A 23,672-nucleotide genomic window follows, 5' to 3' on the forward strand; every position below is an offset into this window, starting at 1 on the left:
TAAGAGGACTTGTCACTAAGACCGGGAATACACACACCGGGTTCTGCAACAGGTTATCAGTCACGCAACTTATTTATTGAGCGTCCGGCATGAAATCGCAGGCAAGAAAAAAGGGAGACCCGTCGGCCTCCCTTTAGAGAACTTCGTCCTGGCTCGACGCTTTTGACGTCGGCTCACCTCACGCCGTCTTCTGGACAGTGTGCAGCTCGGGGGCCGGCACAACCCCGGTGGGGGTGGCGGCCGCGGCGGGCCTGATAGGGCGGGCCGCTGTGGACTGTGTTACCGAGCAGTGATTCTGGTGATAAGAATAGGCCTGAGACGGCGACAGAGGATTGCGAAGATTGCTGAAATAAACACCACTTGCGCAATTTTTAACCCTGGATAGATAATCTGCCGCAATAGTTACAACCAAGGACAGATTGATGAGCAAACTCGACCGTTACGACCTGAGTATTTTGGCGGAATTGCAGCGCGACGCCCGCATCTCCAACCAGGAGCTGGCCGAGCGCATCGGTCTGTCGCCCTCCCCTTGCTCGCGCCGGGTCAAGCAACTGGAAGACGACGGCTACATCTCACGCCAGGTCGCATTGCTCGATCGCAAGATGCTCGGGCTGAGCCTGACGGCGTATGTGCTGATCGGCATGGACCGGCACACGCCGGAGCGTTTCGAGAATTTCGAAGCGGCGATCCGTACGTTGCCGCAGGTGCTGGAATGCAGCCTGGTGACGGGGGTGGATGCTGACTATCAGTTGAAGGTGGTGGTGCCGGATATGGATCACTATCAGAAGCTATTGCTGGGACACCTGACCCGGATTGAAGGCGTGACCAGTGTGCGCTCGAGTTTTGTGCTGAATCAGGTTTTGAACAGCACGGAACTGCCGCTGACCCACCTGCGCAACTGATCAAAGGCCCCCTCATCGGAACGCCGCCCGCCCAGCCCTCTCCCCCAGGAGAGGGAGCCGACCGAGGTGTCTGCTGTCATACATCGACCTGAAAAATTGAGTCGATTATGGATTCACAACAGAACGTTCAGGTCGGCGTATTTTGCGAGCATCCCCGGTCAGTCCCCTCTCCCTCTGGGAGAGGGTTAGGGTGAGGGCAAAGGCTTCGGATCAGACCCAGATCAATGCCACCCCGCACACCTTGGCGTATACTCGCCGCGCCCTTTTAGCCGCGCCCATGCCGGAGAACCCCAATGGATCCAGCAGTATTCGAAGAGTGGATGATGACCGGTCTGGTCAGCATCCTGATCATTTTCATGGGTTTCATCGTCTGGGATCTGGCGAAGAAGTCCAAAGCCGGGCGCTTTGGCTCGTTCATTCTGTTCTTCGTACTGGGCCTGGGCGTGGCCGCGTTCATCATCAAGAGTGTGGTGATCGGCCTGATCGAGTCCGGCGCTTTATAAGCGCGCCGGCACTTCCTTCCACTGGCCCTGATCGAGTCCGTCGATCGTCCAGTCACCAATCTTCACCCGCACCAACCGCAATGTCGGCAGGCCTACCGCCGCCGTCATGCGCCGTACCTGACGGTTGCGCCCTTCGCGAATCACCAGTTCCAGCCATGACGTCGGTATGGTGGCGCGAAAACGCACCGGCGGATTGCGCGGCCACAATTCAGGCTCATCCAGTTGCCGCGCTTCGGCGGGCAAGGTCATGCCGTCATTCAGTTCAACGCCATCGCGCAAGCGCTGCAATTGCTCAGCCGTCGGCACACCTTCGACCTGCACCCAATAGGTCTTCGCCAGTTTGTGTTTCGGATCGGCGATACGCGCCTGCAACTGCCCGTCGTTGGTCAGCAGCAACAATCCTTCGCTGTCGCGATCCAGGCGTCCGGCCGGATAAATGCCGGGCACATCGATGAAATCCTTGAGCGTCGCCCGCCCTTCACCGTCGCTGAATTGCGTCAGCACATCGAACGGTTTGTTGAACAGGATCAGTTTCGGCTCGGCCGGCGGTGCCTTGGCAACACGGCGCGGCGAAGACGACTGAGGCTTCACGCCGGGGCGGCGGGAAGGTGGACGCGGGGGACGAGACATAGGGAGAGCAAACATTTAGCGATCAGGGCTGACAATGCTAGTGCCCCGACCGCCAAATGACCACGACTAACCGTTAACGGAACGGCGGCTCGTCGAAGCTGCGCAATTTGCGCGAGTGCAGCGAGTTGAGTTCAGTGCGCAGCAGGTCCACCGCTTCAATGCCGATCTTCAAGTGCTGGCTGACCGCGCGTTCATAGAAGGCGTTGGCCGAACCCGGCAGTTTGATTTCACTGTGCAGCGGCTTGTCCGAAACACAAAGCAACGTGCCGTATGGGACCCGCAGGCGATAACCCTGCGCTGCAATCGTGCCGCTTTCCATGTCCACGGCCACGGCGCGGGACAGGTTGATCAACGGTCGTTCCTGAGCCCAACGCAATTCCCAGTTACGGTCGTCGTAGGTCAGCACGGTGCCGGTGCGCAGGCGTTTCTTCAGGTCATCGCCCTTCTCGCCGGTGACGTTGGCCGCTGCTTGCTGCAGGGCCATTTGCACTTCGGCCAGGGCCGGGATCGGGATGTTCGGCGGCACCACACGGTCGAGAATGCCGTCGCGACGCATGTAAGCGTGGGCCAGCACGTAGTCGCCGATGGTTTGCGACTGACGCAGACCGCCGCAGTGGCCGATCATCAGCCAGCAATGCGGACGCAGCACCGCCAAGTGGTCGGTGATGTTCTTGGCGTTGGACGGGCCGACACCGATGTTGACCAGCGTCACGCCGTGGCCATCGCTGGCAATCAGGTGATAGGCCGGCATCTGGTATCGGTGCCAGACCACACCGGCCGCAATCGCCGATGCTTCGCCGTGATCCATGCCCTTCTCGATGATCACGTTGCCCGGCAAAACCATGCGCACGAAACGCGGGTCGCGGCGCAACTGTTCCAGACCATGGACGATGAACTGGTCGACATAGCGGTGATAGTTGGTCAGCAGAATCCACGGCTGCACATGGCGCCAATCGCTGCCGGTGTAGTGCACCAGACGGCGCAGGGAGAAATCCACGCGCGCGGCGTCAAACAAGGCCAGCGGCAGCGGATCGGTGTTTTCCCAGTCGTAGAGACCGTCGGCGATGCCATCGGTGGCGGCGGACAGGTCGGTACTCGGGAACACCCGCGCCAGCACGGCAGCAGTGACGCCGGAACCGGCGAGTTCATCGCCCTGCTCGACCACGTACGGATACGGAATGTTTTGCTGGCTGACGCCGACTTCCACGGTCACGGTGAAGTCGTGCATCAACGGCACCAACTGTTCGAGCAGGTATTTGCGGAACGCCGCCGGGTGGGTGACGGTGACGCTGTAGGTGCCCGGCAGTTGCACCTTGGCATAAGCGCGGGTGGTCTGCGGCACTTCGCCCTGGCAGTGATAGGTCAGACGCAGTTCGGGATAACGAAACAGAGCACGCTGCGCAGCGTCGGGTTCGACGCGATCCTTGAGGTAACGCTTGAGCGCCGAGTTCAGCGCAGTGGTGGCCCGCTCATGCAGCTCGGCCAGACGGTCCACGGCTTGTTCGGCGGTTTGAACGACAATAAACGCTTCGGTCACGATCAGCTTCCTGTGTTCTGACTTGCAGAGCTTCATCTTGCCTGCATCGTGGCGTCACGGGAACAGTGGCGTTGTGGGTGTACCCAAATCTTCCCATCTAGGGAGATCCCGTGGGAGCGAGCTTGCTCGCGAATACGGATTGTCATTCAACATAGCTGTCGACTGATGTACCGCTTTCGCGAGCAAGCTCGCTCCCACAGGGTTTTGTGCCGCTTGGGAAATTGAGCTCAGAAACCTTGTGGGGTTGAGCGGGCGACGATGGCTTCGACGTCCAGTCCGCGAGGTAATGCACCGTAAACCCGGCCGCCACCGCTCAGGCGGCTGGCGATGAAGGCATCGCTGACCGTTGAATTTCCGGCCTCCAACAGAAGCTTGGCCTGTAAACCGAGCGCGATGTCTTCGGTCAGTTGCCGCGCGCGATACTGAATATCACTGGTGTCTTTGAACTGCGCCTGCAACTGCTGAATATGCGCCGCCAGACGCTTCTCGCCATGCCCGTCACCGAGTTCGCTGAACAACACATCCAGCACCCCCGGCTCTTTCGACAACGCGCGCAGCACGTCGAGGCATTGCACATTCCCCGAGCCTTCCCACGTCGAGTTCACCGGTGCCTCACGGTACAGACGCGGCAGGATACTGTCCTCGACATACCCGGCGCCGCCCATGCACTCGGCCGCTTCGTTGATCATCCCCGGTGCACGCTTGCAGATCCAATACTTGCCCACCGCCGTCACCAGCCGCGCGAATTGCGCTTCGTGGCGATCATCCAGATGATCCAGCGCCTTGCCCATGCGCAAACTCAGGGCCAGCGCGGCTTCGCTTTCCAGGGCCAGATCAGCCAGGACGTTTTGCATCAACGGCTGTTCGCTGAGCAGCTTGCCGCCGACCTTGCGGTGCGCGCAGTGATGGCTGGCCTGGGTCAGCGCCTGGCGCATCAAAGCGCTGGAACCGACCATGCAATCGAACCGAGTCATGGCGACCATCTCGATAATAGTCGGCACGCCGCGCCCTTCCTCACCGACCATCCACGCCAGCGCGCCACGGAACTCCACTTCGCTGGAGGCGTTGGACTGGTTGCCGAGTTTGTTTTTCAGGCGCTGGATGTAGAACTGATTGCGCGTGTCGTCCGGGCGATGACGCGGCAACAGGAAGCAGCTCAAACCCTTGTCGGTCTGCGCCAGCGTGAGGAAGGCATCGCACATCGGCGCCGAGCAGAACCACTTGTGCCCGACCAGTTCATAGGCCTGACCCGGGCCACTGGCGCCGACCGGGTAAGCCTTGGTGGTATTGGCGCGCACGTCGGTGCCGCCCTGTTTCTCGGTCATGGCCATGCCGATGGTCACGCCGGCCTTGTGCGCCATGCCGACGTTGCGCGGGTCGTATTCGGTGGCGAGGACTTTCGGTAGCCATTGCTCGGCGATGTTCGCCTGCAAACGCAGGGCCGGCACACTGGCGAAGGTCATGGTCAACGGGCAACCGCTGCCGGCTTCTGCCTGGCTGTGCAGATAGGTCATCGAGGCGCGCGCGACATGCGCGCCGTCCTGTGGATGGGTCCATGGCAGCGACGTCAGGCCATGCTCGATCGCCGTCCCCATCAGTTCGTGATAGGCCGGATGAAATTCCACCAGATCGATGCGATGACCGTAGCGGTCATGGCTGGCGAACGTTGGTTTATTCTGGTTGGCGAGGAACCCGGCTTCCATCAACGGCCCACCAGCGAGTGCACCGTAGGCATCGATCCGCGACTCCGCCCACCCGGCACCAAAGCGCCGCGACCACTCCTGCAACGGCAGGTCGATGCGGTACAGGTTAGTGCCGTCCAGCGACGGTGGCTGGTTGGTGACTTCGTGGGTTTCGGCGAACTGATGCAGGTTCATGACGGGCTCCTTCGGGCAACCAAGGAACCCAGTTAAGCACCGCTCCGCAACCGGTCAAAGTGTCATATCCGCCGATTTTGCGGCGCTTTTACCCTGCTAGCAGCACAGCACCCGCCGCTCCAGCGCAGATTGCAGATCTTCGAATTTTACGGGTTTGTTCAGGTAATCGACCGGCGCCCCCGTTGCGCAAAGCTCTCGGTCGGCAGTCAGCGCCAGCATGAATACCGGCAAGTTCGCGCAGCCCGGCAACGCATGAATCTGGCAGCACAATGACGCGCCCTCGTAAGCCGGCAACTGGCAATCGATCAGCACTGCGTCGAAAGTCTCTCGTTGCAAGCAATCCAATGCCGCCGCGCCGTTGTCGGCGGTACGCACGCGAAAGCCGAGCTTGAGCAACATGCCGCGCATCACCAGTTGGTTGACACTGTTGTCATCCACCAGCAACACCGTGCAGTCCTGCGGCGCACGCACACAATCGTGCGAAGGCGCGATGATCGGCGCAGCTTCAACCGCCGGCAGTTCAAACTCAACGTCCAGTTGAAAACGGCTGCCACGTCCGGGTTCGGAGCGATGAGTAAGCTTGCCGCCGAGCAGCTCGACCAACTGTCGGCAGATCGCCAGCCCCACGCCCAGTCCGCCGTATTCGCGGGTCATCGAACCGTCGAGCTGGAAGAAGCGCTGGTACATCGTCGCCTCGCCCAGATCGGTAAAACCGATGCCAGTGTCGATCACCGCAAACGACAACGCCAGGCGATTGTCCGTCGATGGTTTGCCGGTCACCCGCAGCGCCAGCCCGCCGACGCGGGTGAACTTGATCGCGTTGTCCAGCAGGCATTCCAGGCATTGCGCGAGTTTGGCGCTGTCGCCGTGCAGGCGATCCGGCAGTGTCGGCAGCACCTCGACCTTGAAGTCCAGCGACTTGCTCGCCGCGTTGCTGTCGAACTGCACGCGCAGCGCTTCGACCACCGCGCGCAGGCTGAAACTGCCCGGCACAGCCTTGAGCTTGCCGGCCTGCAATTCCGTAAGGGTGAGGATGCCGTTGACCATGCGCATCATGTCCCGCGCCGAACCGGCGGCGGTCTGCTGGTATTGCTCAAGCTCCGGATCCAGCTCGACGGTCTGCATCAATTCCAGCGAACCGATCACGCCGTTCATCGGTGTGCGCAATTCGTGGGTCAGGGTCGCGAGGAATTCGTCCTTGAGTTTGTTGCTGTGGGCCAGTTGCTGGTTGAGCACTTCGAGTTTCTGCCCGGCGTCATACAAGGTCTGCGCCTGTTGCTCGCGCATCGCGTTGATGCGGTCGGCCAGTGCCAGCGACAGCAGCGCCACTTCGATAGCTGAGCCGATCTGGCTGGCATACATGGTCAGGAATACGTTCGGCAGCAAGCCGAGCACCATCAGCGTATTGACGATGCCGCCGAGCAGAAACGCCGACCAGGCGATGATGAAATAGCGCGCCACCCGCAAGCCGCGCCACCAGGCCAGAATCCCGGCGGCGAAAATCACCACAGTGAAGGTCAGCGCCAGTATCGTCGCCAGGCGCAGCGACAACGCGTAACTGGTCATCAGCGACAAACCAACCACCAGCGCGCCGAACGCGATCAGTGCAATCAGCAGGCGATCAAGCCAGCGACTATGGTTTTTGGTCTGCAGGAAACTGCGGGCGAACTGACTGCCGAACAGCCCCGCACAGCCGATGAAAAATGGCGTGGCCGCGTTGGCCCACCACGGATTGTCCGGCCAGAAATACTCCACCGCCGCGCCGTTCACCGACAGCTGATAAAGGCCGAACGAGGCGATATAGAAGATGTAATAGAGGTAACTGGTGTCGCGCACACTCAGATAGATGAACAGGTTGTAGACCAGCATCCCCAGCAGCACGCCATAAATGATCCCCAGCACATACAGGCGCACCGGCTGATCTTCGAGGTACGCGGTGCTCGACCACAACGTCACCGGTGCCTGAATCGAGCCTTCACTGGCCAGTCGCAGGTACACGGTTTGTTGTTGACCCGGTGCGAAAGCGAGGTCGAACAAATAGTTGTTCTGGCGGATCTCGCGGCTGGCGAACGGCCAGGCGTCGCCGGTTTGCCGGACGAGGCGGTAGTCGCCATTGGCGTCGGCCGTATAGAGGTCGAGATGGTCAAGCGGTGGATAAGCCAGTTCCAGCAGCCAGGTGCGCTGGGCGGCGGGATTGCTCGGACGGTACTGCAGGTCAATTTTCAGCCAGAACGCCGAGCGCGAGTAACCGGCATTAAGCGTGGCCTTATCGTGAACTTTGAAATTGCCGGCGGCAGCTTGCGCACGAACATCGGCAATGCTCGCCTGACCGCTCGGGTCTTCGAACACTTGCAGCGACCGGCCCAGAGGGAGGCTCTGGGTAAATTCGTCGAATTCGACGGCGCTCGCCATGAGTGGCAAGCAGAACAACAACATCAGCAAATAGCGCATTGAAGCCCCAGCGTGGCTCGTCCGGTTGTGTCAGGAAGCCCCCCATTCCCTTTGAGTAGACGTAAAACCGGTATTACCTGTTATTGGTTTGGATCCAGACTAGCATAGCCGTTGATGGCCATTGAGCACCATTGAAATTTTTCCTACAAAGGCTCTAGAACGGGCGTTCCAGAGCAAAGCAGCGAGCTAGAGCTGTTGAGATGGTCAGCTTGTGACAGAGCGGTCGGATTCTCCTGCCAGGTTAGCGGCCCGGGACAACGGCACTGAACCCGAAAATCAGGTTTGGTGGTAAGCTCGCGCACCATGAATATCTACAGCTCCCGCCCCGTTGTCCTCTGTCTCTCCGGCCACGACCCAAGTGGTGGCGCCGGCTTGCAGGCAGATATCGAAGCCCTGCTCGCGCAGGGTTGCCATGCGGCTCCGGCCGTCACCGCCCTGACCGTGCAAGACACCGTCAACGTCACTGACTTCCGCGTCCTCGACCGTGAGTGGGTGTTGGCTCAAGCCAATGCCGTACTCAACGACTCCGAAGTCGCGGCAGTCAAACTGGGCATGCTCGGTTCGCTGGAAATGGTCGACACCGTTGTCGAACTGCTTTCCGCGCACCCGCACTTGCCGGTGGTCTGCGACCCGGTGCTGCGCGCCGGCGGCGGCGGACGTCTGGGCAAGGACGAGGTGGGTTACGCGATGCGTGAGCGTCTGCTGCCGCTGTCGATCATTGCCACCCCTAACCTTCCTGAAGCGCAAATCCTCGCCGAACTGCCCGAAGGCACTGCGGACCAGTGCGCTGAAAAACTCCTGCCGTTCGTCAAAAACCTGCTGATCACCGGCGGCCATGGCGACGAAACTGAAATCCACAACCGCGTGTATAGCCGCGACGGTCTGCGTGAAACCTTTATCTGTCAGCGTCTGCCCGGCAGCTATCACGGTTCCGGCTGCACACTGGCCAGCGCGTTGGCCGGTCGCCTGGCGCAGGGCGAACATCTCGCCAGCGCTGTGCGCAGTGCTTTGGATTACACCTGGCGCACCCTGCGCGATGCCGAACAACTGGGCAAAGGCCAGTTCGTCCCGCGTCGCCTGCCGCTGGATTTCTGCTCGTAACGTCGTGAGGTCTGCCTGATGAAACTACGTGGCCTGTATGCCATTACCGACAGCCAGTTGCTGGCCGGCAAGTTTCTGTCTTACGTGGAGGCGGCGCTGGAAGGCGGCGTCACCCTGCTGCAATACCGCGACAAGAGCAACGATGAGGCCCGCCGTCTGCGCGAGGCCGAAGCGCTGCGCGATCTGTGCGAGCGCTACAAGACGCAGCTGATCATCAACGATGACGCTGAGCTGGCGGCGCGCCTCAACGTTGGCGTGCACCTCGGCCAGACCGACGGCCCGCTGTCGCCGACCCGCGCCCTGCTCGGCTCGAAAGCGATCATCGGCTCGACCTGCCACGCGCAAATCGCGCTGGCCGAACAAGCGGCCAAAGAAGGTGCGAGTTATGTCGCCTTCGGTCGCTTCTTCAACTCCAACACCAAGCCCGGCGCGCCGACCTGCAGCCTCGATCTGCTCGACGAAGCCAAGTGCACACTGCACCTGCCAATCTGCGCGATTGGCGGCATCACCCTCGACAACGCCGCGCCGCTGGTGGCCCATGGGGTCGACCTGCTCGCCGTGGTCCACGGTCTGTTTGGTGCCGAGAGCACCGCCGAAGTGACCCGCCGCGCCCGCGCGTTCAATGAATTACTGAAAGTCTGATTTGAGAGCCCGATCATGTCTCGTTCCGAAACCCTGTTTGCCAATGCCCAGAAACACATTCCCGGAGGCGTGAATTCGCCGGTTCGCGCGTTCAAAAGCGTGGGCGGCACGCCGCTGTTCTTCAAACACGCCGAAGGTGCTTACGTTACCGACGAAGACGACAAGCGTTATGTCGATTACGTTGGTTCGTGGGGTCCGATGATCCTCGGCCACAGCCACCCGGATGTTCTGGACGCGGTGCGCAATCAACTGCAACACGGCTTGTCCTACGGCGCGCCGACCGCGATGGAAACCGAGATGGCCGATCTGGTTTGCTCGCTGGTGCCATCGATGGACATGGTGCGCATGGTCAGCTCCGGCACCGAAGCGACCATGAGCGCGATCCGTCTGGCCCGTGGTTACACCGGCCGTGACAGCATCATCAAGTTCGAGGGCTGCTATCACGGCCACTCCGACAGCCTGCTGGTCAAGGCCGGTTCCGGCGCACTGACCCAGGGCGTACCGAGCTCGGCCGGTGTGCCGGCGGCGTTCGCCAAACACACCCTGACCCTGCCGTTCAACGACATCGACGCGGTTGAGAAGATGCTCACTGAAGTCGGCCAGGAAGTGGCCTGCATCATCGTTGAGCCAGTGGCCGGCAACATGAACTGCGTACCACCAGCACCAGGCTTCCTCGAAGGCCTGCGCACGCTGTGCGACAAGCATGGCGTGGTGCTGATTTTCGACGAAGTGATGACCGGTTTCCGCGTTGCCCTCGGCGGTGCTCAGGCGTATTACGGGGTCAATCCAGACCTGACCACCTTCGGCAAGATCATCGGTGGCGGCATGCCGGTCGGCTGCTTCGGCGGCAAGCGTGAAATCATGCAGCGTATTGCGCCGCTGGGCCCGGTGTATCAGGCCGGCACGCTGTCGGGTAATCCGTTGGCCATGGCCGCCGGTTTGACCACGCTACGTTTGATCAGCCGTCCGGGTTTCCACGCCGAGCTGACCGACTACACCACGCGCCTGCTCGATGGCCTGCAACAACGCGCCGATGCTGCTGGCATTCCGTTCGTGACCACGCAGGCTGGCGGCATGTTCGGTCTGTACTTCAGCGGCGCCGACGACATCGTCACCTTTGAAGATGTGATGGCCAGCGACGCTGCCCTGTTCGGTCGCTTCTTCCACCTGATGCTGGAAGGTGGCGTGTACCTGGCGCCGAGCGCCTTCGAAGCCGGGTTTACCTCGATCGCCCACGGCGAAGCCGAGTTGAAACTGACACTGGACGCTGCCGAGCGCGCCTTCGCCGCACTGAAATAACTGCCGTACCGCTGACGTTGGCTATCGCCAGCGTCAGCATTCACCTACATCGACGCTGTTTTTCCGATGCTCCTGCTAAAAATCTCCCCTAAAGTGGGCGATATATTCCCCGCGCAGCAGAAAAACGAGTAAAGACTTTGTAAGGTTGGCCCTGCTTATTTCATAATGCGCGCTTATTGGATCCCTCGATGGGTCCGCGTGCCCTTCAGAGGTAAGTCGATTCCCATGAACCGCACCGGCCGCACCCTTGCCTTGGGCTGCCTGTTGCTCCTTCAGCCCCTGCTCGCGCATGCACAAGCAGGCGGCAACTCGTTGTTGATCCCGGCGATGGGTCGTTGCACCCTCAATACTCAGCCGCAAGACGTCACGCAGGCACTGGCCGCCTGCCAGAAAGCGGCGGACGAAGGGGATGCGCAAGCGCAATACGAGTTGGGTGAGTTCTACTACGACGGCAAGAATGCGCCGCGCGACCTCAATCAAGCCTTGAGCTGTTTCGAAAAAGCCTCGCTGCAAGGCCACGCTCAGGCTCAGTTCAAGCTCGGCACCATGTTCTTCCACGGTGAAGGCGTGCAGGCCAACAATATTCAGGCGTACATCGTGCTGAAGATGGCCGCGGTCAACGGCGCTGAAGACGCGCTGGACACGGCCGACGAAGTCTCCGAAAAAATGTCTCGCGAAGACCTCGAAACCGCGACCCAGGTGCTCGGGCAAATTTTCCGTAAATACCTGATGGAACTGCAGAGCGCCGATGGGCGTACGCCGTTCTCGCCTCTTCCCTGATTTTTGCGCCGACCTTTCCGGCCCCTTCGCGAGCAAGCTCGCTCCCACAGTAGATCTCCAGTGTTCAGAAGATCCCCTGTGGGAGCGACGGTGCGACGATTCGACTTGCTCGCGAATGAGGGCGACGCGGTCTTGTGTTTTACTTCTCAGGCATCGGCATCGGAAACGGCATCACATTGCCGACCGCGCCGCGGGCTTCGCTGATTTTCGGGGTGCCCAGACGTTCCACTTCATCGATGCGCACAATCGAATGCATCGGCACAAAGCTGCGCACCACGCCTTCGAACTGCGCCTTGAGCTTTTCTTCGCTCGGATCGACGACCACTTGCGTGCGCTCGCCAAAGACGAACTCTTCCACTTCCAGAAAGCCCCACAGATCACTTTGATAGATCTGCTTGGCGTACATTTCGAACACCTGGCCCTGGTTGAGGAAAATCACCTTATAGATTGGAGCTTCGCGTTTGGTCATGGCGGGGGGATAACATCGGGGATAAAAATGAGGGCGCAAACTATAGCATAGCCACCGGACGCGCAGCGGTAGGAACCTGAAGGCTTGTTCCCTATAATGCGCGGTTCTTTGAATCACGTGATGACCCTAATCCATGGCCAAGAAGCTTTACATCGAAACCCACGGTTGCCAGATGAACGAGTACGACAGCTCGCGCATGGTCGATCTGCTGGGTGAACATCAGGCCCTGGAAGTCACCGCGCGTGCCGAAGATGCCGACGTAATTCTGCTCAACACCTGCTCGATCCGCGAGCGCGCTCAGGATCGCGTGTATTCGCAGCTCGGCCGCTGGCGCGAACTGAAACTGGCCAACCCGGAGATGGTGATCGCCGTTGGCGGTTGTGTGGCCAGTCAGGAAGGCGCGGCGATTCGTGATCGCGCGCCGTACGTCGACGTGGTCTTCGGCCCGCAGACCCTGCACCGCCTGCCAGAAATGATCGACGCCGCGCGCATCACCAAGCTGCCGCAAGTCGACGTCTCGTTCCCGGAAATCGAAAAATTCGACCATTTGCCCGAACCGCGCATCGATGGCCCGAGCGCTTACGTGTCGGTGATGGAAGGTTGCAGCAAGTACTGCACGTTCTGCGTGGTGCCTTACACCCGTGGCGAAGAAGTCAGCCGGCCGTTCGATGACGTGGTCGCCGAAGTCATTCACCTCGCCGAAAACGGCGTGCGTGAAGTGACGCTGCTGGGGCAGAACGTCAACGGCTATCGCGGTACGACCCATGACGGTCGTCTGGCTGATCTCGCCGAGCTGATCCGCGTCGTCGCCGCCATCGACGGCATCGACCGCATTCGCTACACCACTTCGCACCCGCTGGAATTCTCCGACAGCCTGATCCAGGCCCACGCCGACGTCCCGGAACTGGTCAAGCATCTGCATTTGCCGGTGCAGTCGGGTTCCGACCGGATTCTCGCGGCGATGAAGCGCAACCACACGGCGCTGGAGTACAAATCCAAGCTGCGCAAACTGCGTGCGGCGGTGCCGGGCATCTGTATCAGTTCGGACTTCATCGTCGGCTTCCCCGGCGAGACAGAGAAAGACTTCGAACAGACGATGAAGCTGATTGCCGATGTCGGTTTCGACTTCTCCTACTCGTTCGTTTACAGCCAGCGCCCAGGTACCCCGGCGGCCGATCTGGCCGACGAGACCCCGGAAGAGTTGAAAAAGGAACGCCTGAACGCCCTGCAACATCGCCTGAATCAGCAAGGCTTTGAGATCAGCCGACAAATGGTCGGCTCGATCCAGCGCATTCTGGTTACCGACTATTCGAAGAAAGACCCGGGCGAGCTGCAAGGGCGCACCGAGAATAATCGAATCGTCAACTTCCGCTGCGACAATCCGACCCTGATCGGCCAGTTCGCCGATGTGCACATCGACGCGGCGCAACCGCACTCGCTGCGCGGCTCGCTGGTCCAGTAACACTGCATTTCCCTGTGGGAGCGAGCCTGCTCGCGAAGGCTGCGACACATTAAACATTCATGTGTCTGACAGACCGCCTTCGCGAGCAGGCTCGCTCCCACATGAACCGTGGTGATTTAAGAGCTTTCGCACCCAGGCCTCTGGCGTTATCCTTGATTTCATCTTAATTGCCCCAGGGCGGCTAAATACGACCTTGAACGCACCCATAGAACCACATCGTTTTATCCTCGAGCCTTTTGAGGCTCGCCGCTTCGCCAATCTGTGCGGGCAATTCGACGAGCATTTGCGCTTGATCGAACAGCGCCTGACCATCGAGATCCGCAACCGCGGAAACCAGTTCGAGTTGATCGGCGACCCCAAGCACACCACGTCTGCGGAAAACCTGCTGCGCCGCCTGTACCGGGAAACCAAAGGTACCGAGCTGTCGCCGGACCTCGTGCACCTGTTCCTCCAGGAATCGGCCGTGGTCGAGCTGGACAATCACGCCCCCGCCGAAGCCTCTGTCGCCCTGCGCACCAAGAAAGGCATGATTCGCCCACGCGGCTTGAATCAGTTGCGCTACGTGAAGGAAATCCTCGGTAACGACATCAACTTCGGCATTGGCCCGGCCGGTACCGGCAAGACCTATCTGGCCGTGGCCTGCGCTGTCGATGCCCTGGAGCGCGAGCAGATCCGTCGCATCCTGCTGGTGCGTCCGGCGGTTGAAGCGGGTGAAAAACTCGGCTTCCTGCCCGGCGACCTGTCGCAGAAGATCGACCCGTACCTGCGCCCGCTCTACGACGCGCTCTACGAGATGCTCGGCTTTGAATACGTGGCCAAGCTGATCGAGCGTCAGGTGATTGAAGTTGCGCCGCTGGCCTACATGCGCGGTCGCACGCTGAATAACAGCTTCATCATTCTCGACGAAAGCCAGAACACCACCGTCGAACAGATGAAGATGTTCCTGACCCGGATCGGCTTTGGCTCCACCGCAGTCATCACCGGTGATATCACCCAGGTCGACCTGCCGCGTGGCACCAAGTCCGGCCTGCATCATGTGATCGAAGTGCTCAAAGACGTGCAGGGCATCAGCTTCACGCACTTCCAGCCTAAAGACGTCGTGCGCCATCCTTTGGTACAGCGGATCGTCGAAGCCTACGAGCGCTTCGAAAACCGTGACGATGCCCCCAAGGACACCTCGCGAAATGCTTGAGCTAGACCTGCAAATCGCGACTGACGCGAACGCGCCGAGTGAGGCCGACTTCCGCCTGTGGTGCGAACTGGCCCTGCGCCAGCGCACCGCCGACTCGGAAATGACCATTCGTCTGGTCGACGAGGAAGAAGGCCGCGAGCTCAATCACACCTGGCGCCACAAGGATTACGCGACCAACGTCCTGTCGTTCCCGGCTGAAGTGCCTGACGAGTTTCTCGACATCCCGCTGCTCGGCGATCTGGTGATCTGCGTGGCCGTGGTCGAGCGCGAAGCCGCCGAACAAGGCAAGGAACTAAAGGCCCACTGGGCACATCTGGTCATTCACGGCTGCTTGCATCTGCTTGGTTACGACCATATAGATGACGAAGAAGCCGAAGAAATGGAAGCACTGGAACGCGAGTTGCTTGCTGAACTGGGCTATCCCGATCCGTACGCGGACGACGAACCCGAAACATCCCCTATCGTTACAACAAAGGATTCAGAGTAATCGCTATGAGCGAAGATCGATCGAGCAACGGGCAGAAGTCATGGCTGGGTAAACTGACCCAGGCTTTTGCCCACGAGCCGAAGAACCGTCAGGAGCTCCTCGAGCTGCTGCGTGATGCACATCAGAACAAACTGCTGGACAGCGAAGCGCTGGCCATCGTCGAAGGCGCCATTCAGGTGGCTGACCTGCAAGTACGCGACATCATGGTGCCGCGTTCGCAGATGATCAGCATCAAGGCGACCCAGACACCCCGTGAATTCCTCCCGGCCGTGGTCGATTCGGCCCACTCGCGCTATCCGGTGATCGGCGAAAGCCATGACGACGTGATGGGCGTGCTGCTGGCCAAGGATTTGTTGCCGCTGATCCTCAAGGAGAACGGCGACAGCTTCAACATCAAGGATCTGCTGCGCCCGGCCACCTTCGTGCCGGAGTCCAAGCGCCTGAACGTGTTGCTGCGAGAATTCCGCGCCAACCACAACCACATGGCCATCGTCATCGACGAATACGGCGGCGTGGCCGGTCTGGTAACGATTGAAGACGTGCTGGAACAGATCGTCGGCGACATCGAAGACGAACACGACGTCGAAGAAGACAGCTACATCAAGCCGCTGCCCAGCGGTGACTTCCTGATCAAGGCCCTGACCCCAATCGAGAACTTCAACGAGTTCTTCGACAGCGAGTTCTCCGATGACGAGTTCGACACTGTCGGCGGCCTGGTGATGAGCGCGTTCGGGCACTTGCCAAAACGCAACGAAATCACTGAAATCGGCGCCTATCGTTTCCGCATCCTGAACGCCGACAGCCGTCGGATTCATTTGCTGCGACTGACCCCTATCGCCCGGTGAGAAATCTAAGGACTGAAATGCGCTGGACAACCCGCCCCGGCTGGCCCGGTAACCTGCTGGCCGTGGCGGCCGGTGCAATCACCACTTTCGCTCTGGCACCGTTCAACATCTGGCCGCTGGCTTTGCTGGCGGTCGGCTTGTTCTATGCCGGTTTGCGCGAGCTGAGTCCGCGTCAGGCACTGGGCCGTGGCTGGTGCTTCGGTTTCGGCCTGTTTGGTGCCGGCACCAGTTGGATCTATTACAGCATCCACCATTTCGGCGGCGCTTCGGTGCTGTTGGCCGGATTCCTGATGCTGCTGTTTACCGCGGCGATCGCCTGGTTCTTTGCCCTGCCGGCCTGGCTGTGGGCGCGCTGGTTGCGCCGTAACGAAGCACCTGTGGCTGATGCCTTGGCGTTCGCTGCCTTGTGGGTCGGCCAGGAAGCGTTTCGCGGCTGGTTCCTCACTGGTTTCCCGTGGTTGTACTCGGGTTACAGCCAGCTCGATGGCCCATTGGCCGGACTCGCTCCAGTGGGTGGCATGTGGCTGGTGTCGTTTGTTCTGGCACTGACCGCAGCACTGATCTACAACGCCCCACGCCTGCTGCAAACCGGCCGCAAAGGTTTTGTTGCCGCAGGTTTGGTGCTGCTGGTTGGCCCTTGGGTGGCCGGCATTGCGCTCAAGGGCCATGCCTGGACCAGCCCCTCCGGCGCGCCGCTGAGTGTTGCCGCGATTCAGGGCAACGTCGCGCAAAGCATGAAATGGGATCCGGCCGAGCTCAACGCGCAGTTGGCTTTGTATCGCGATTTGAGCTTCCGCTCGAAACCGGTGGACCTGCTGATCTGGCCGGAAACCGCCGTGCCGGTATTGAAGGAGTCCGCCGAGGGCTACCTGACCATGATGGGCACCTTCGCCGCCGAGCGTAAATCGGCGCTGATCACTGGTGTACCGATCCGCGAAACCGTTCGTCACGAAAAACGCTTCTTCAATGGCATCACCGTGGTGGGCGAAGGCGATGGCACCTACCTGAAGCAGAAACTGGTGCCCTTCGGCGAATACGTGCCACTGCAGGATGTATTGCGCGGGCTGATCGCCTTCTTCGACCTGCCAATGTCCGACTTTGCCCGTGGCCCGGCCGATCAGGCGTTGTTGCAGGCCAAGGGTTATCAGATCGCACCGTTCATCTGCTACGAGGTGGTCTATCCAGAATTCGCCGCCAGCCTGTCGGCGCGCAGTGATTTGCTGCTGACGATCAGCAACGACACCTGGTTCGGCACCTCGATTGGCCCGCTGCAGCATTTGCAGATGGCGCAGATGCGTGCGCTTGAGGCTGGGCGCTGGATGATTCGTGCAACCAACAACGGTGTGACCGGACTGATCAACCCGTTCGGGCAGATCACCGAGCAGATTCCGCAGTTTGAACAGGGCATCCTCTACGGCGAAGTGGTGCCGATGCACAACCTGACGCCGTATCTGCAATGGCGCTCGTGGCCATTGATCATCCTGTGCGTTCTGCTGTTTGGCTGGGCACTGATGGCCAGCCGGATGTCGAAAACGCTTTAAAGCAAAAATCGCAGCCTGCGGCAGCTCCTACACGGGATTTGTATTTTCCCAAGGAGCTGCCGCAGGCTGCGATCTTTTGATCTTCAGCGGTAAAACAGCGAATACCCCACCTGCCCTACCGCTTCATTCAACAACTGCCCGCTCTGCCAGATCGACTTGAACTCCGGCAGCCAGCCACCAAACGGTCTCGCGTTATCGGTTCCGAGAAATCCGACCGGGGCCGGCACCACTTCAAAACCCGCCTGTTGAAAACTCCATACCGATCGCGGCATGTGCCAGGCCTGCGTCACCACGACCACGCGCTTGATCCCCTGCGGCAACAAGATATCGGCCGTGAACTTCGCATTTTCCCACGTAGTGCGGCTCTCGCCTTCCTGCCAGCGCACGGTCACGCCAAAATCGTCGCGCAATGAATCCGCCATCAACTTCGCCTCGGTCGGCGGCGTACCGTAATGCAGGCCACCCGTGGTCAAAATCGGCAAACCGGATGCCTTCGCCAGTCGAGCCGCATACCGCTGACGCTCAAGGCCCACGCCGGTCGGCTGATCCTCTCCCCAGGCCAGATCACCGCGCTCGCGGCCGGAACCCAGCACCACAATCGCGTCAGCGCGCTGCGCCAACGTCGCCCACTCTTCACGGGCCAGCGGTGGCTCGCGTTCCAGAGCTTTCGCGCCCCACTGCACGACCACCGGCAGGCTCATCAGCCACATTCCGCCAAAGCCAATGGCAAAACACAATCCAGCCAGGCGCGGCCGTGAGCGGCGCAGCCACCAAGCGGCCAGCAACAGCAGCAAAAGAATGCCGGGTGGTAACAAAAGTTGTTTGATGAAATAACGAAAAGGCATCGAGCATCTCCACAGATGCCCGAAGCCTAAGAGTGTTAATAAAGCGTTACAACCAATAGGTGGGATCCCGTTGAAAAAGATCCGGTTCTTGACCTGCCATGCGTTTACTTGGCCTGTACAGAGCGAACCTTGACGGTGTCTCTGCCGGGCGCCTTGTCCTTGAGCCAGATGACCTTGGCCGAATGTGCTGCATCGAGCTGCTTCACTGCCTGTGACAAGCATCCGTGCGTTTCACGTTCACTGCGATCCAGATAGGCCTTGACCAGTTTGAACTCGGCGGGGCTCAAGCCACGCAATTCCAGTTCCAGGGGGCGCTCGTCGCGCAGCCGGTCAGCGGTTTTTAATGCGTCCAGGGCCATACCAAGACGATCGATCAATCTTTCGTACAACTCGGGTTTCGTCACGTTTTTTTGCCGTTGCTCCACCATCCCTCACCTCATTGAAGATAAGACTCACTCCCCAGTTAGAGCTTAGCTTCGCTGCACAAACCGGCTGCACGCCGCGACCAACGGCCCTCGCCACGGATTTGCCGGGACAAACAGCTGTAATCAGGGTTTCCCTAGGCCGAGCGCGGTCATGTATGCTACGGCGCTTCCTGTAATTCCACTTCCAGCTCGTCCGGGCCAACCCCGGCACCTGCGTTGAAGAGGATTAGGCCACCCCTATCCAGTACAAAAGTAGCCATGCACGAACAATATCAGCCCCGTGAAATCGAAGCCGCCGCCCAGTCGTTCTGGGACGAGCAAAAGTCCTTTGAAGTCAGTGAACAGCCAGGCAAGGAAACCTACTACTGCCTGTCGATGTTCCCTTACCCCAGCGGCAAGCTACACATGGGGCACGTGCGCAACTACACCATCGGCGACGTGATCTCCCGCTACCAGCGCATGCTCGGCAAGAACGTTCTGCAACCTATGGGTTGGGACGCGTTCGGCATGCCGGCAGAAAACGCCGCGATGAAGAACAACGTCGCGCCGGCCAAGTGGACCTACGAAAACATCGCCTACATGAAAACCCAGCTGCGCAGCCTGGGTCTGGCGGTCGACTGGTCGCGCGAAGTCACCACCTGCAAACCGGATTACTACCGCTGGGAACAATGGCTGTTCACTCGCCTGTTCGAAAAAGGCGTGATCTACCGTAAAAACGGCACCGTGAACTGGGACCCGATCGACCAGACCGTTCTCGCTAACGAACAGGTGATCGACGGTCGCGGCTGGCGTTCCGGCGCGCTGATCGAAAAGCGCGAAATCCCGATGTACTACTTCAAGATCACCGCCTACGCGGATGAGCTGCTGGAGAGCCTCGACGAACTGACTGGCTGGCCTGAACAGGTCAAGACCATGCAGCGCAACTGGATCGGCAAATCCCGCGGCATGGAAGTGCAGTTCCCGTACAACGTCGACTCGATTGGCGAAGCCGGCACCCTGAAAGTCTTCACTACCCGTCCGGACACCCTGATGGGCGCGACCTATGTCGCCGTGGCTGCCGAGCATCCACTGGCGACCCAGGCAGCGCAGAACAACCCTGAGCTGCAAGCGTTCATCGCTGAATGCAAGGGCGGCAGCGTCGCTGAAGCCGACGTCGCCACGCAAGAAAAGAAAGGCCTGCCGACCGGCCTGTTCGTCGAGCATCCGCTGACCGGTGAAAAACTCCCGGTCTGGGTCGCCAACTACGTGCTGATGCACTACGGCGACGGCGCAGTCATGGCTGTACCGGCGCACGACGAGCGCGATTTCGAATTCGCTCACAAGTACAACCTGCCGGTGAAATCGGTAGTGCGTACCAGCTCTGGCGACAGTAACCCGGCCCCGTGGCAAGACGCCTATGGCGAGCACGGTACGCTGATCAACTCTGGCGAATTCGACGGCCTCGACTTCGCTGGCGCGTTCGACGCCATTGAAGTGGCCCTGATCAAGAAAGAACTGGGCGCCTCGCGCACCCAGTTCCGCCTGCGCGACTGGGGCATCAGCCGCCAGCGCTACTGGGGCTGCCCGATCCCGATCATCCACTGCGATGCATGCGGTGACGTGCCGGTGCCGGAAGATCAATTGCCTGTCGTCCTGCCGGAAGATGTGGTTCCAGACGGCGCCGGTTCGCCGCTGGCGCGCATGCCTGAGTTTTACGAGTGTAGCTGCCCGAAATGCGGCCAGCCTGCCAAGCGTGAAACCGACACCATGGATACGTTCGTCGAGTCGTCGTGGTACTACGCCCGTTACGCCTCGCCGCACTTTGAAGGTGGCCTGGTGGAAAAATCCGCAGCCGACCACTGGTTGCCTGTCGATCAGTACATCGGTGGTATCGAACACGCCATTCTGCACCTGCTTTACGCGCGCTTCTTCCACAAGCTGATGCGTGACGAAGGCCTGGTCAGCTCCAACGAACCGTTCAAGAACCTGCTGACCCAAGGCATGGTGATCGCCGAAACCTACTACCGTCGCGAAGCCAATGGTGCTTACACCTGGTTCAACCCGGCGGACGTAGAACTCGAGCGCGACAGCAAAGCCAAGGTCATCAGTGCCAAGCTGAAATCCGACGGTCTGCCGGTAGAAATCGGCGGCACCGAGAAGATGGCCAAGTCGAAGAACAACGGCGTTGACCCACAGTCGATGATCGATCAGTTCGGCGCCGACACCTGCCGCCTGTTCATGATGTTCGCTTCGCCACCTGACATGAGCGCCGAATGGTCCGACTCCGGCGTCGAAGGTTCGCACCGTTTCCTCAAGCGCGTCTGGCGTCTGGCGCAAGCCCACGTCACTCAGGGCTTGCCGGGCAAGCTGGACATCGCCAGCCTGAATGACGAACAGAAGGCCGTACGCCGCGCCATTCACGTGGCCATCAAGCAGGCCAGCCACGACGTCGGCCAGAACCACAAATTCAACACCGCCATCGCCCAGGTAATGACGCTGATGAACGTGCTGGAAAAAGCCGCGCAAAGCACCGAGCAGGATCGCGCGCTGATTCACGAAGGTCTGGAAGCCGTGACGCTGTTGCTGGCACCAATCACGCCGCACATCAGCCACGAACTGTGGAACCAGCTGGGTCACGCCGATGCAGTCATCGACGCCGGCTGGCCGGCAGTGGATGAAAGCGCTTTGGTGCAGGACAGCCTGACCCTGGTCATCCAGGTCAACGGCAAACTGCGCGGCCAGATCGAAATGCCGGCCAGCGCGACCCGCGAAGAAGTTGAAGCAGCAGCCCGCGCCAACGAAAACGTACTGCGTTTCGTCGACGGCCTGACTATTCGTAAAGTGATCGTTGTGCCGGGGAAACTGGTCAACATCGTCGCCAGCTAATTGGATCGGGCGTCAGGCTCGCCTGGCGTCAAGTAAAACCTTTCGGGCCGTACAGTCGGCCCACGTGGTTTCAAGGGGAGCAACACAATGATCAAACGCAATCTGCTGGTGATGGGCCTCGCCGTTCTGTTGAGCGCCTGCGGTTTCCAGCTGCGCGGTACCGGCACCAACGAACTGTCGATCAAGGAACTCGACCTGAGCGCCCGTAACGCCTACGGCGAGACGGTCACGCAACTGCGCCAGGTGCTGGAGTCGAGCGGCGTCAAGGTTTACAGCGGTGCTCCGTACAAGCTGTTCCTGGCTGACCAGCAAGAGAGCCAGCGCATCCTCAGCTACGCCGGTGCCGGTCGTACGGGCGAGTATCAAGTCAGTACTGTTCTGAACTACGAGATCCGTGGCGACAAGAACCTGCAACTGCTCAGCGACAAACTTGAAGTTCAGAAAGTGTTTATTCACGACGGTAACAACCTCGTGGGCTCCGATCAGGAAGCCAACGACGCCCGTCGCGAAACCACTCGCGAACTGGTCCAACGCATGATGTTGCGTCTGCAGCAACTGACCCCGGGTCAACTGCAGCAGCTGCAGCAAGCCGCCAATGACCGCGCCAAGGCAGAAGCCGATGCGCTGCAAGCGGCACAAAAGGCTGAAGCGGAAACCCCGCGCCAGTCGCCGCTCGAAATACCGCAGCAGTAAGACGTTCGGGGCGCTCAGGCGCCCCGTTCGGCATTTCTTATGAAGCTCGCTCCCGCCCAACTCGGTAAACACCTGCAAGGTGCTTTGGCGCCTGTCTACATCATCAGCGGCGATGACCCGCTGCTGTGCCAGGAAGCCGCCGACGCCATCCGCAGCGCTGCGCGTCAGCAAGGTTTTGATGAACGCCAGGTCTTCGCCGCCGACGCCAATTTCGATTGGGGCACTTTGTTGCAGGCCGGCGCCAGCATGTCGTTGTTCGCCGAAAAGCGCCTGCTGGAACTGCGCCTGCCCTCGGGCAAACCCGGTGACAAAGGCGCCGCTGCATTCATCGAATACTGCTCGCGTCCCGCTGAAGACACGGTGCTGCTGATCAGCCTGCCGAAGATGGATGGCAGCGCGCAGAAGACCAAGTGGGGCAAGGCGCTGGTGGAAGGCCAGCAGACCCAGTTCATCCAGATCTGGCCGGTGGACGCCAATCAGTTGCCGAGCTGGATTCGTCAGCGCTTGTCTCAGGCTGGTTTATCGGCCAGCCAGGACGCGGTCGAACTGATTGCTGCACGCGTCGAAGGCAACTTGCTCGCTGCCGCGCAGGAAATCGAAAAGCTCAAATTGATGGCCGAAGGTGGGCAGATCACCGTTGAAACCGTGCAGGCCGCCGTGGCCGACAGTGCGCGGTTCGACGTGTTCGGCCTGACCGATGCCGTGCTCAACGGCGAACCGGCTCACGCTTTGCGCATGCTTGAAGGCTTGCGCGGTGAAGGTGTCGAACCGCCGGTGATTCTCTGGGCGCTGGCGCGGGAGCTGCGCTTGCTGGCTAATATTTCGTTGCAATACAGCCAGGGTACGCCGCTGGACAAGTGTTTCAGCCAGGCGAAGCCGCCGGTCTGGGACAAGCGCAAACCTTTGATGAGCAAAGCCCTGCAACGCTACTCGGCGCAACGCTGGGCGCAGTTGTTGCTTGAGGCGCAGCGTATCGATGCGCAGATCAAAGGTCAGGCTGCCGGCTCACCGTGGATGAGCCTGAGCCGCTTGGCGTTGTTGATGGCTGGCCAACGTCTGACACTCCCCGCCGAATAACCTGCTCTACCGCATAACGGCCATTCGCGAGCAAGCTCGTTCCCACATT

General features: G+C 60.3%; 21 protein-coding genes. 14 read left to right on the top strand and 7 right to left on the bottom strand.

The window, feature by feature from the left end; translation table 11 throughout:
- Positions 1-422 precede the first annotated feature (422 nt).
- Both AB4O11_RS04595 and AB4O11_RS04600 read left to right on the top strand, forming a co-directional pair.
- Positions 423-902 carry an Lrp/AsnC family transcriptional regulator gene (locus AB4O11_RS04595; RefSeq protein WP_008081091.1) on the top strand — a complete coding sequence of 160 codons (480 nt, stop codon included), beginning with the start codon at positions 423-425 and terminating at the stop codon, positions 900-902.
- Between the two features lie 293 nt (positions 903-1,195).
- Complete coding sequence (locus AB4O11_RS04600) at positions 1,196-1,405, top strand: DUF2788 domain-containing protein (RefSeq protein ID WP_003228500.1); 210 nt, start codon at positions 1,196-1,198, stop codon at positions 1,403-1,405.
- Here the strand turns inward: AB4O11_RS04600 and AB4O11_RS04605 are convergent.
- From AB4O11_RS04605 to AB4O11_RS04620, 4 genes are all read right to left on the bottom strand, one after another.
- The gene (locus AB4O11_RS04605; protein ID WP_460089040.1) at positions 1,400-2,035 is read right to left on the bottom strand and encodes a pseudouridine synthase; all 636 of its coding nucleotides are present in this window, start codon (positions 2,033-2,035) and stop codon (positions 1,400-1,402) included. The two genes, AB4O11_RS04600 and AB4O11_RS04605, sit on opposite strands and share 6 nt — an antisense overlap.
- 73 nt (positions 2,036-2,108) lie before the next feature.
- Complete coding sequence (gene amn, locus AB4O11_RS04610) at positions 2,109-3,608, bottom strand: AMP nucleosidase (RefSeq protein WP_016986142.1); 1,500 nt, start codon at positions 3,606-3,608, stop codon at positions 2,109-2,111.
- Positions 3,609-3,799: 191 nt separating this feature from the next.
- A complete protein-coding gene (locus AB4O11_RS04615) occupies positions 3,800-5,449 on the bottom strand; it encodes an acyl-CoA dehydrogenase family protein (protein WP_460130245.1) in 1,650 nt (549 codons plus the stop codon).
- 96 nt (positions 5,450-5,545) lie between these two features.
- Complete coding sequence (locus AB4O11_RS04620; protein WP_460130246.1) at positions 5,546-7,900, bottom strand: 7TM diverse intracellular signaling domain-containing protein; 2,355 nt, start codon at positions 7,898-7,900, stop codon at positions 5,546-5,548.
- A gap of 303 nt (positions 7,901-8,203) precedes the next feature.
- On the opposite strand from AB4O11_RS04620, the gene AB4O11_RS04625 reads away from it, so the two are divergent.
- From AB4O11_RS04625 to AB4O11_RS04640, 4 genes are all read left to right on the top strand, one after another.
- Entirely contained in the window at positions 8,204-9,001 is a 798-nt protein-coding gene (locus AB4O11_RS04625; protein ID WP_460130247.1) for a hydroxymethylpyrimidine/phosphomethylpyrimidine kinase, read from the top strand.
- A gap of 18 nt (positions 9,002-9,019) precedes the next feature.
- Positions 9,020-9,643, top strand: coding sequence for a thiamine phosphate synthase (thiE, locus tag AB4O11_RS04630; RefSeq protein ID WP_093434631.1), 624 nt, complete (start codon positions 9,020-9,022; stop codon positions 9,641-9,643).
- A gap of 15 nt (positions 9,644-9,658) precedes the next feature.
- A complete protein-coding gene (gene hemL / locus AB4O11_RS04635) occupies positions 9,659-10,942 on the top strand; it encodes a glutamate-1-semialdehyde 2,1-aminomutase (protein WP_093434628.1) in 1,284 nt (427 codons plus the stop codon).
- 225 nt (positions 10,943-11,167) lie between these two features.
- The gene (locus AB4O11_RS04640) at positions 11,168-11,722 is read left to right on the top strand and encodes a tetratricopeptide repeat protein (RefSeq protein ID WP_460130248.1); all 555 of its coding nucleotides are present in this window, start codon (positions 11,168-11,170) and stop codon (positions 11,720-11,722) included.
- Between the two features lie 139 nt (positions 11,723-11,861).
- On the opposite strand, the gene AB4O11_RS04645 is transcribed toward AB4O11_RS04640, so the two are convergent.
- The gene (locus AB4O11_RS04645; RefSeq protein WP_003185742.1) at positions 11,862-12,191 is read right to left on the bottom strand and encodes a DUF1820 family protein; all 330 of its coding nucleotides are present in this window, start codon (positions 12,189-12,191) and stop codon (positions 11,862-11,864) included.
- A gap of 133 nt (positions 12,192-12,324) precedes the next feature.
- On the opposite strand from AB4O11_RS04645, the gene miaB reads away from it, so the two are divergent.
- From miaB to lnt, 5 genes are all read left to right on the top strand, one after another.
- Entirely contained in the window at positions 12,325-13,653 is a 1,329-nt protein-coding gene (gene miaB, locus AB4O11_RS04650) for a tRNA (N6-isopentenyl adenosine(37)-C2)-methylthiotransferase MiaB (protein ID WP_093434625.1), read from the top strand.
- Positions 13,654-13,846: 193 nt separating this feature from the next.
- Positions 13,847-14,845, top strand: coding sequence for a PhoH family protein (locus tag AB4O11_RS04655; protein WP_460089045.1), 999 nt, complete (start codon positions 13,847-13,849; stop codon positions 14,843-14,845).
- Complete coding sequence (ybeY, locus tag AB4O11_RS04660) at positions 14,838-15,332, top strand: rRNA maturation RNase YbeY (protein WP_095122053.1); 495 nt, start codon at positions 14,838-14,840, stop codon at positions 15,330-15,332. The genes AB4O11_RS04655 and ybeY overlap by 8 nt, the downstream gene beginning before the upstream one ends.
- Before the next feature lie 5 nt (positions 15,333-15,337).
- On the top strand, positions 15,338-16,177 hold the full coding sequence (locus tag AB4O11_RS04665) for an HlyC/CorC family transporter (RefSeq protein ID WP_007909641.1): 840 nt from the start codon (positions 15,338-15,340) through the stop codon (positions 16,175-16,177).
- A 17-nt stretch (positions 16,178-16,194) separates the two neighbouring features.
- On the top strand, positions 16,195-17,718 hold the full coding sequence (gene lnt / locus AB4O11_RS04670) for an apolipoprotein N-acyltransferase (RefSeq protein WP_099757263.1): 1,524 nt from the start codon (positions 16,195-16,197) through the stop codon (positions 17,716-17,718).
- Positions 17,719-17,801: 83 nt separating this feature from the next.
- On the opposite strand, the gene AB4O11_RS04675 is transcribed toward lnt, so the two are convergent.
- Together AB4O11_RS04675 and AB4O11_RS04680 are read right to left on the bottom strand one after the other, a co-directional pair.
- Positions 17,802-18,563: a YdcF family protein gene (locus tag AB4O11_RS04675; protein WP_095125492.1), complete on the bottom strand. Its 762-nt coding sequence runs from the start codon at positions 18,561-18,563 to the stop codon at positions 17,802-17,804.
- Positions 18,564-18,667: 104 nt separating this feature from the next.
- Positions 18,668-18,991 (bottom strand): hypothetical protein, encoded by a 324-nt coding sequence (locus AB4O11_RS04680; RefSeq protein WP_095048767.1) that lies wholly within the window; start codon positions 18,989-18,991, stop codon positions 18,668-18,670.
- A gap of 255 nt (positions 18,992-19,246) precedes the next feature.
- Between AB4O11_RS04680 and leuS the strand changes: the two genes are divergently transcribed.
- The 3 genes from leuS to holA all read left to right on the top strand — a co-directional run bounded on the left by leuS (position 19,247) and on the right by holA (position 23,623).
- Positions 19,247-21,853, top strand: coding sequence for a leucine--tRNA ligase (gene leuS / locus AB4O11_RS04685; RefSeq protein ID WP_257356227.1), 2,607 nt, complete (start codon positions 19,247-19,249; stop codon positions 21,851-21,853).
- 87 nt (positions 21,854-21,940) lie between these two features.
- Positions 21,941-22,546 (top strand): LPS-assembly lipoprotein LptE, encoded by a 606-nt coding sequence (locus AB4O11_RS04690; RefSeq protein WP_093434604.1) that lies wholly within the window; start codon positions 21,941-21,943, stop codon positions 22,544-22,546.
- A 39-nt stretch (positions 22,547-22,585) separates the two neighbouring features.
- Complete coding sequence (gene holA / locus AB4O11_RS04695) at positions 22,586-23,623, top strand: DNA polymerase III subunit delta (protein WP_093434601.1); 1,038 nt, start codon at positions 22,586-22,588, stop codon at positions 23,621-23,623.
- Positions 23,624-23,672 lie beyond the last annotated feature (49 nt).

This window comes from Pseudomonas sp. H1_D05, assembly GCF_054682705.1.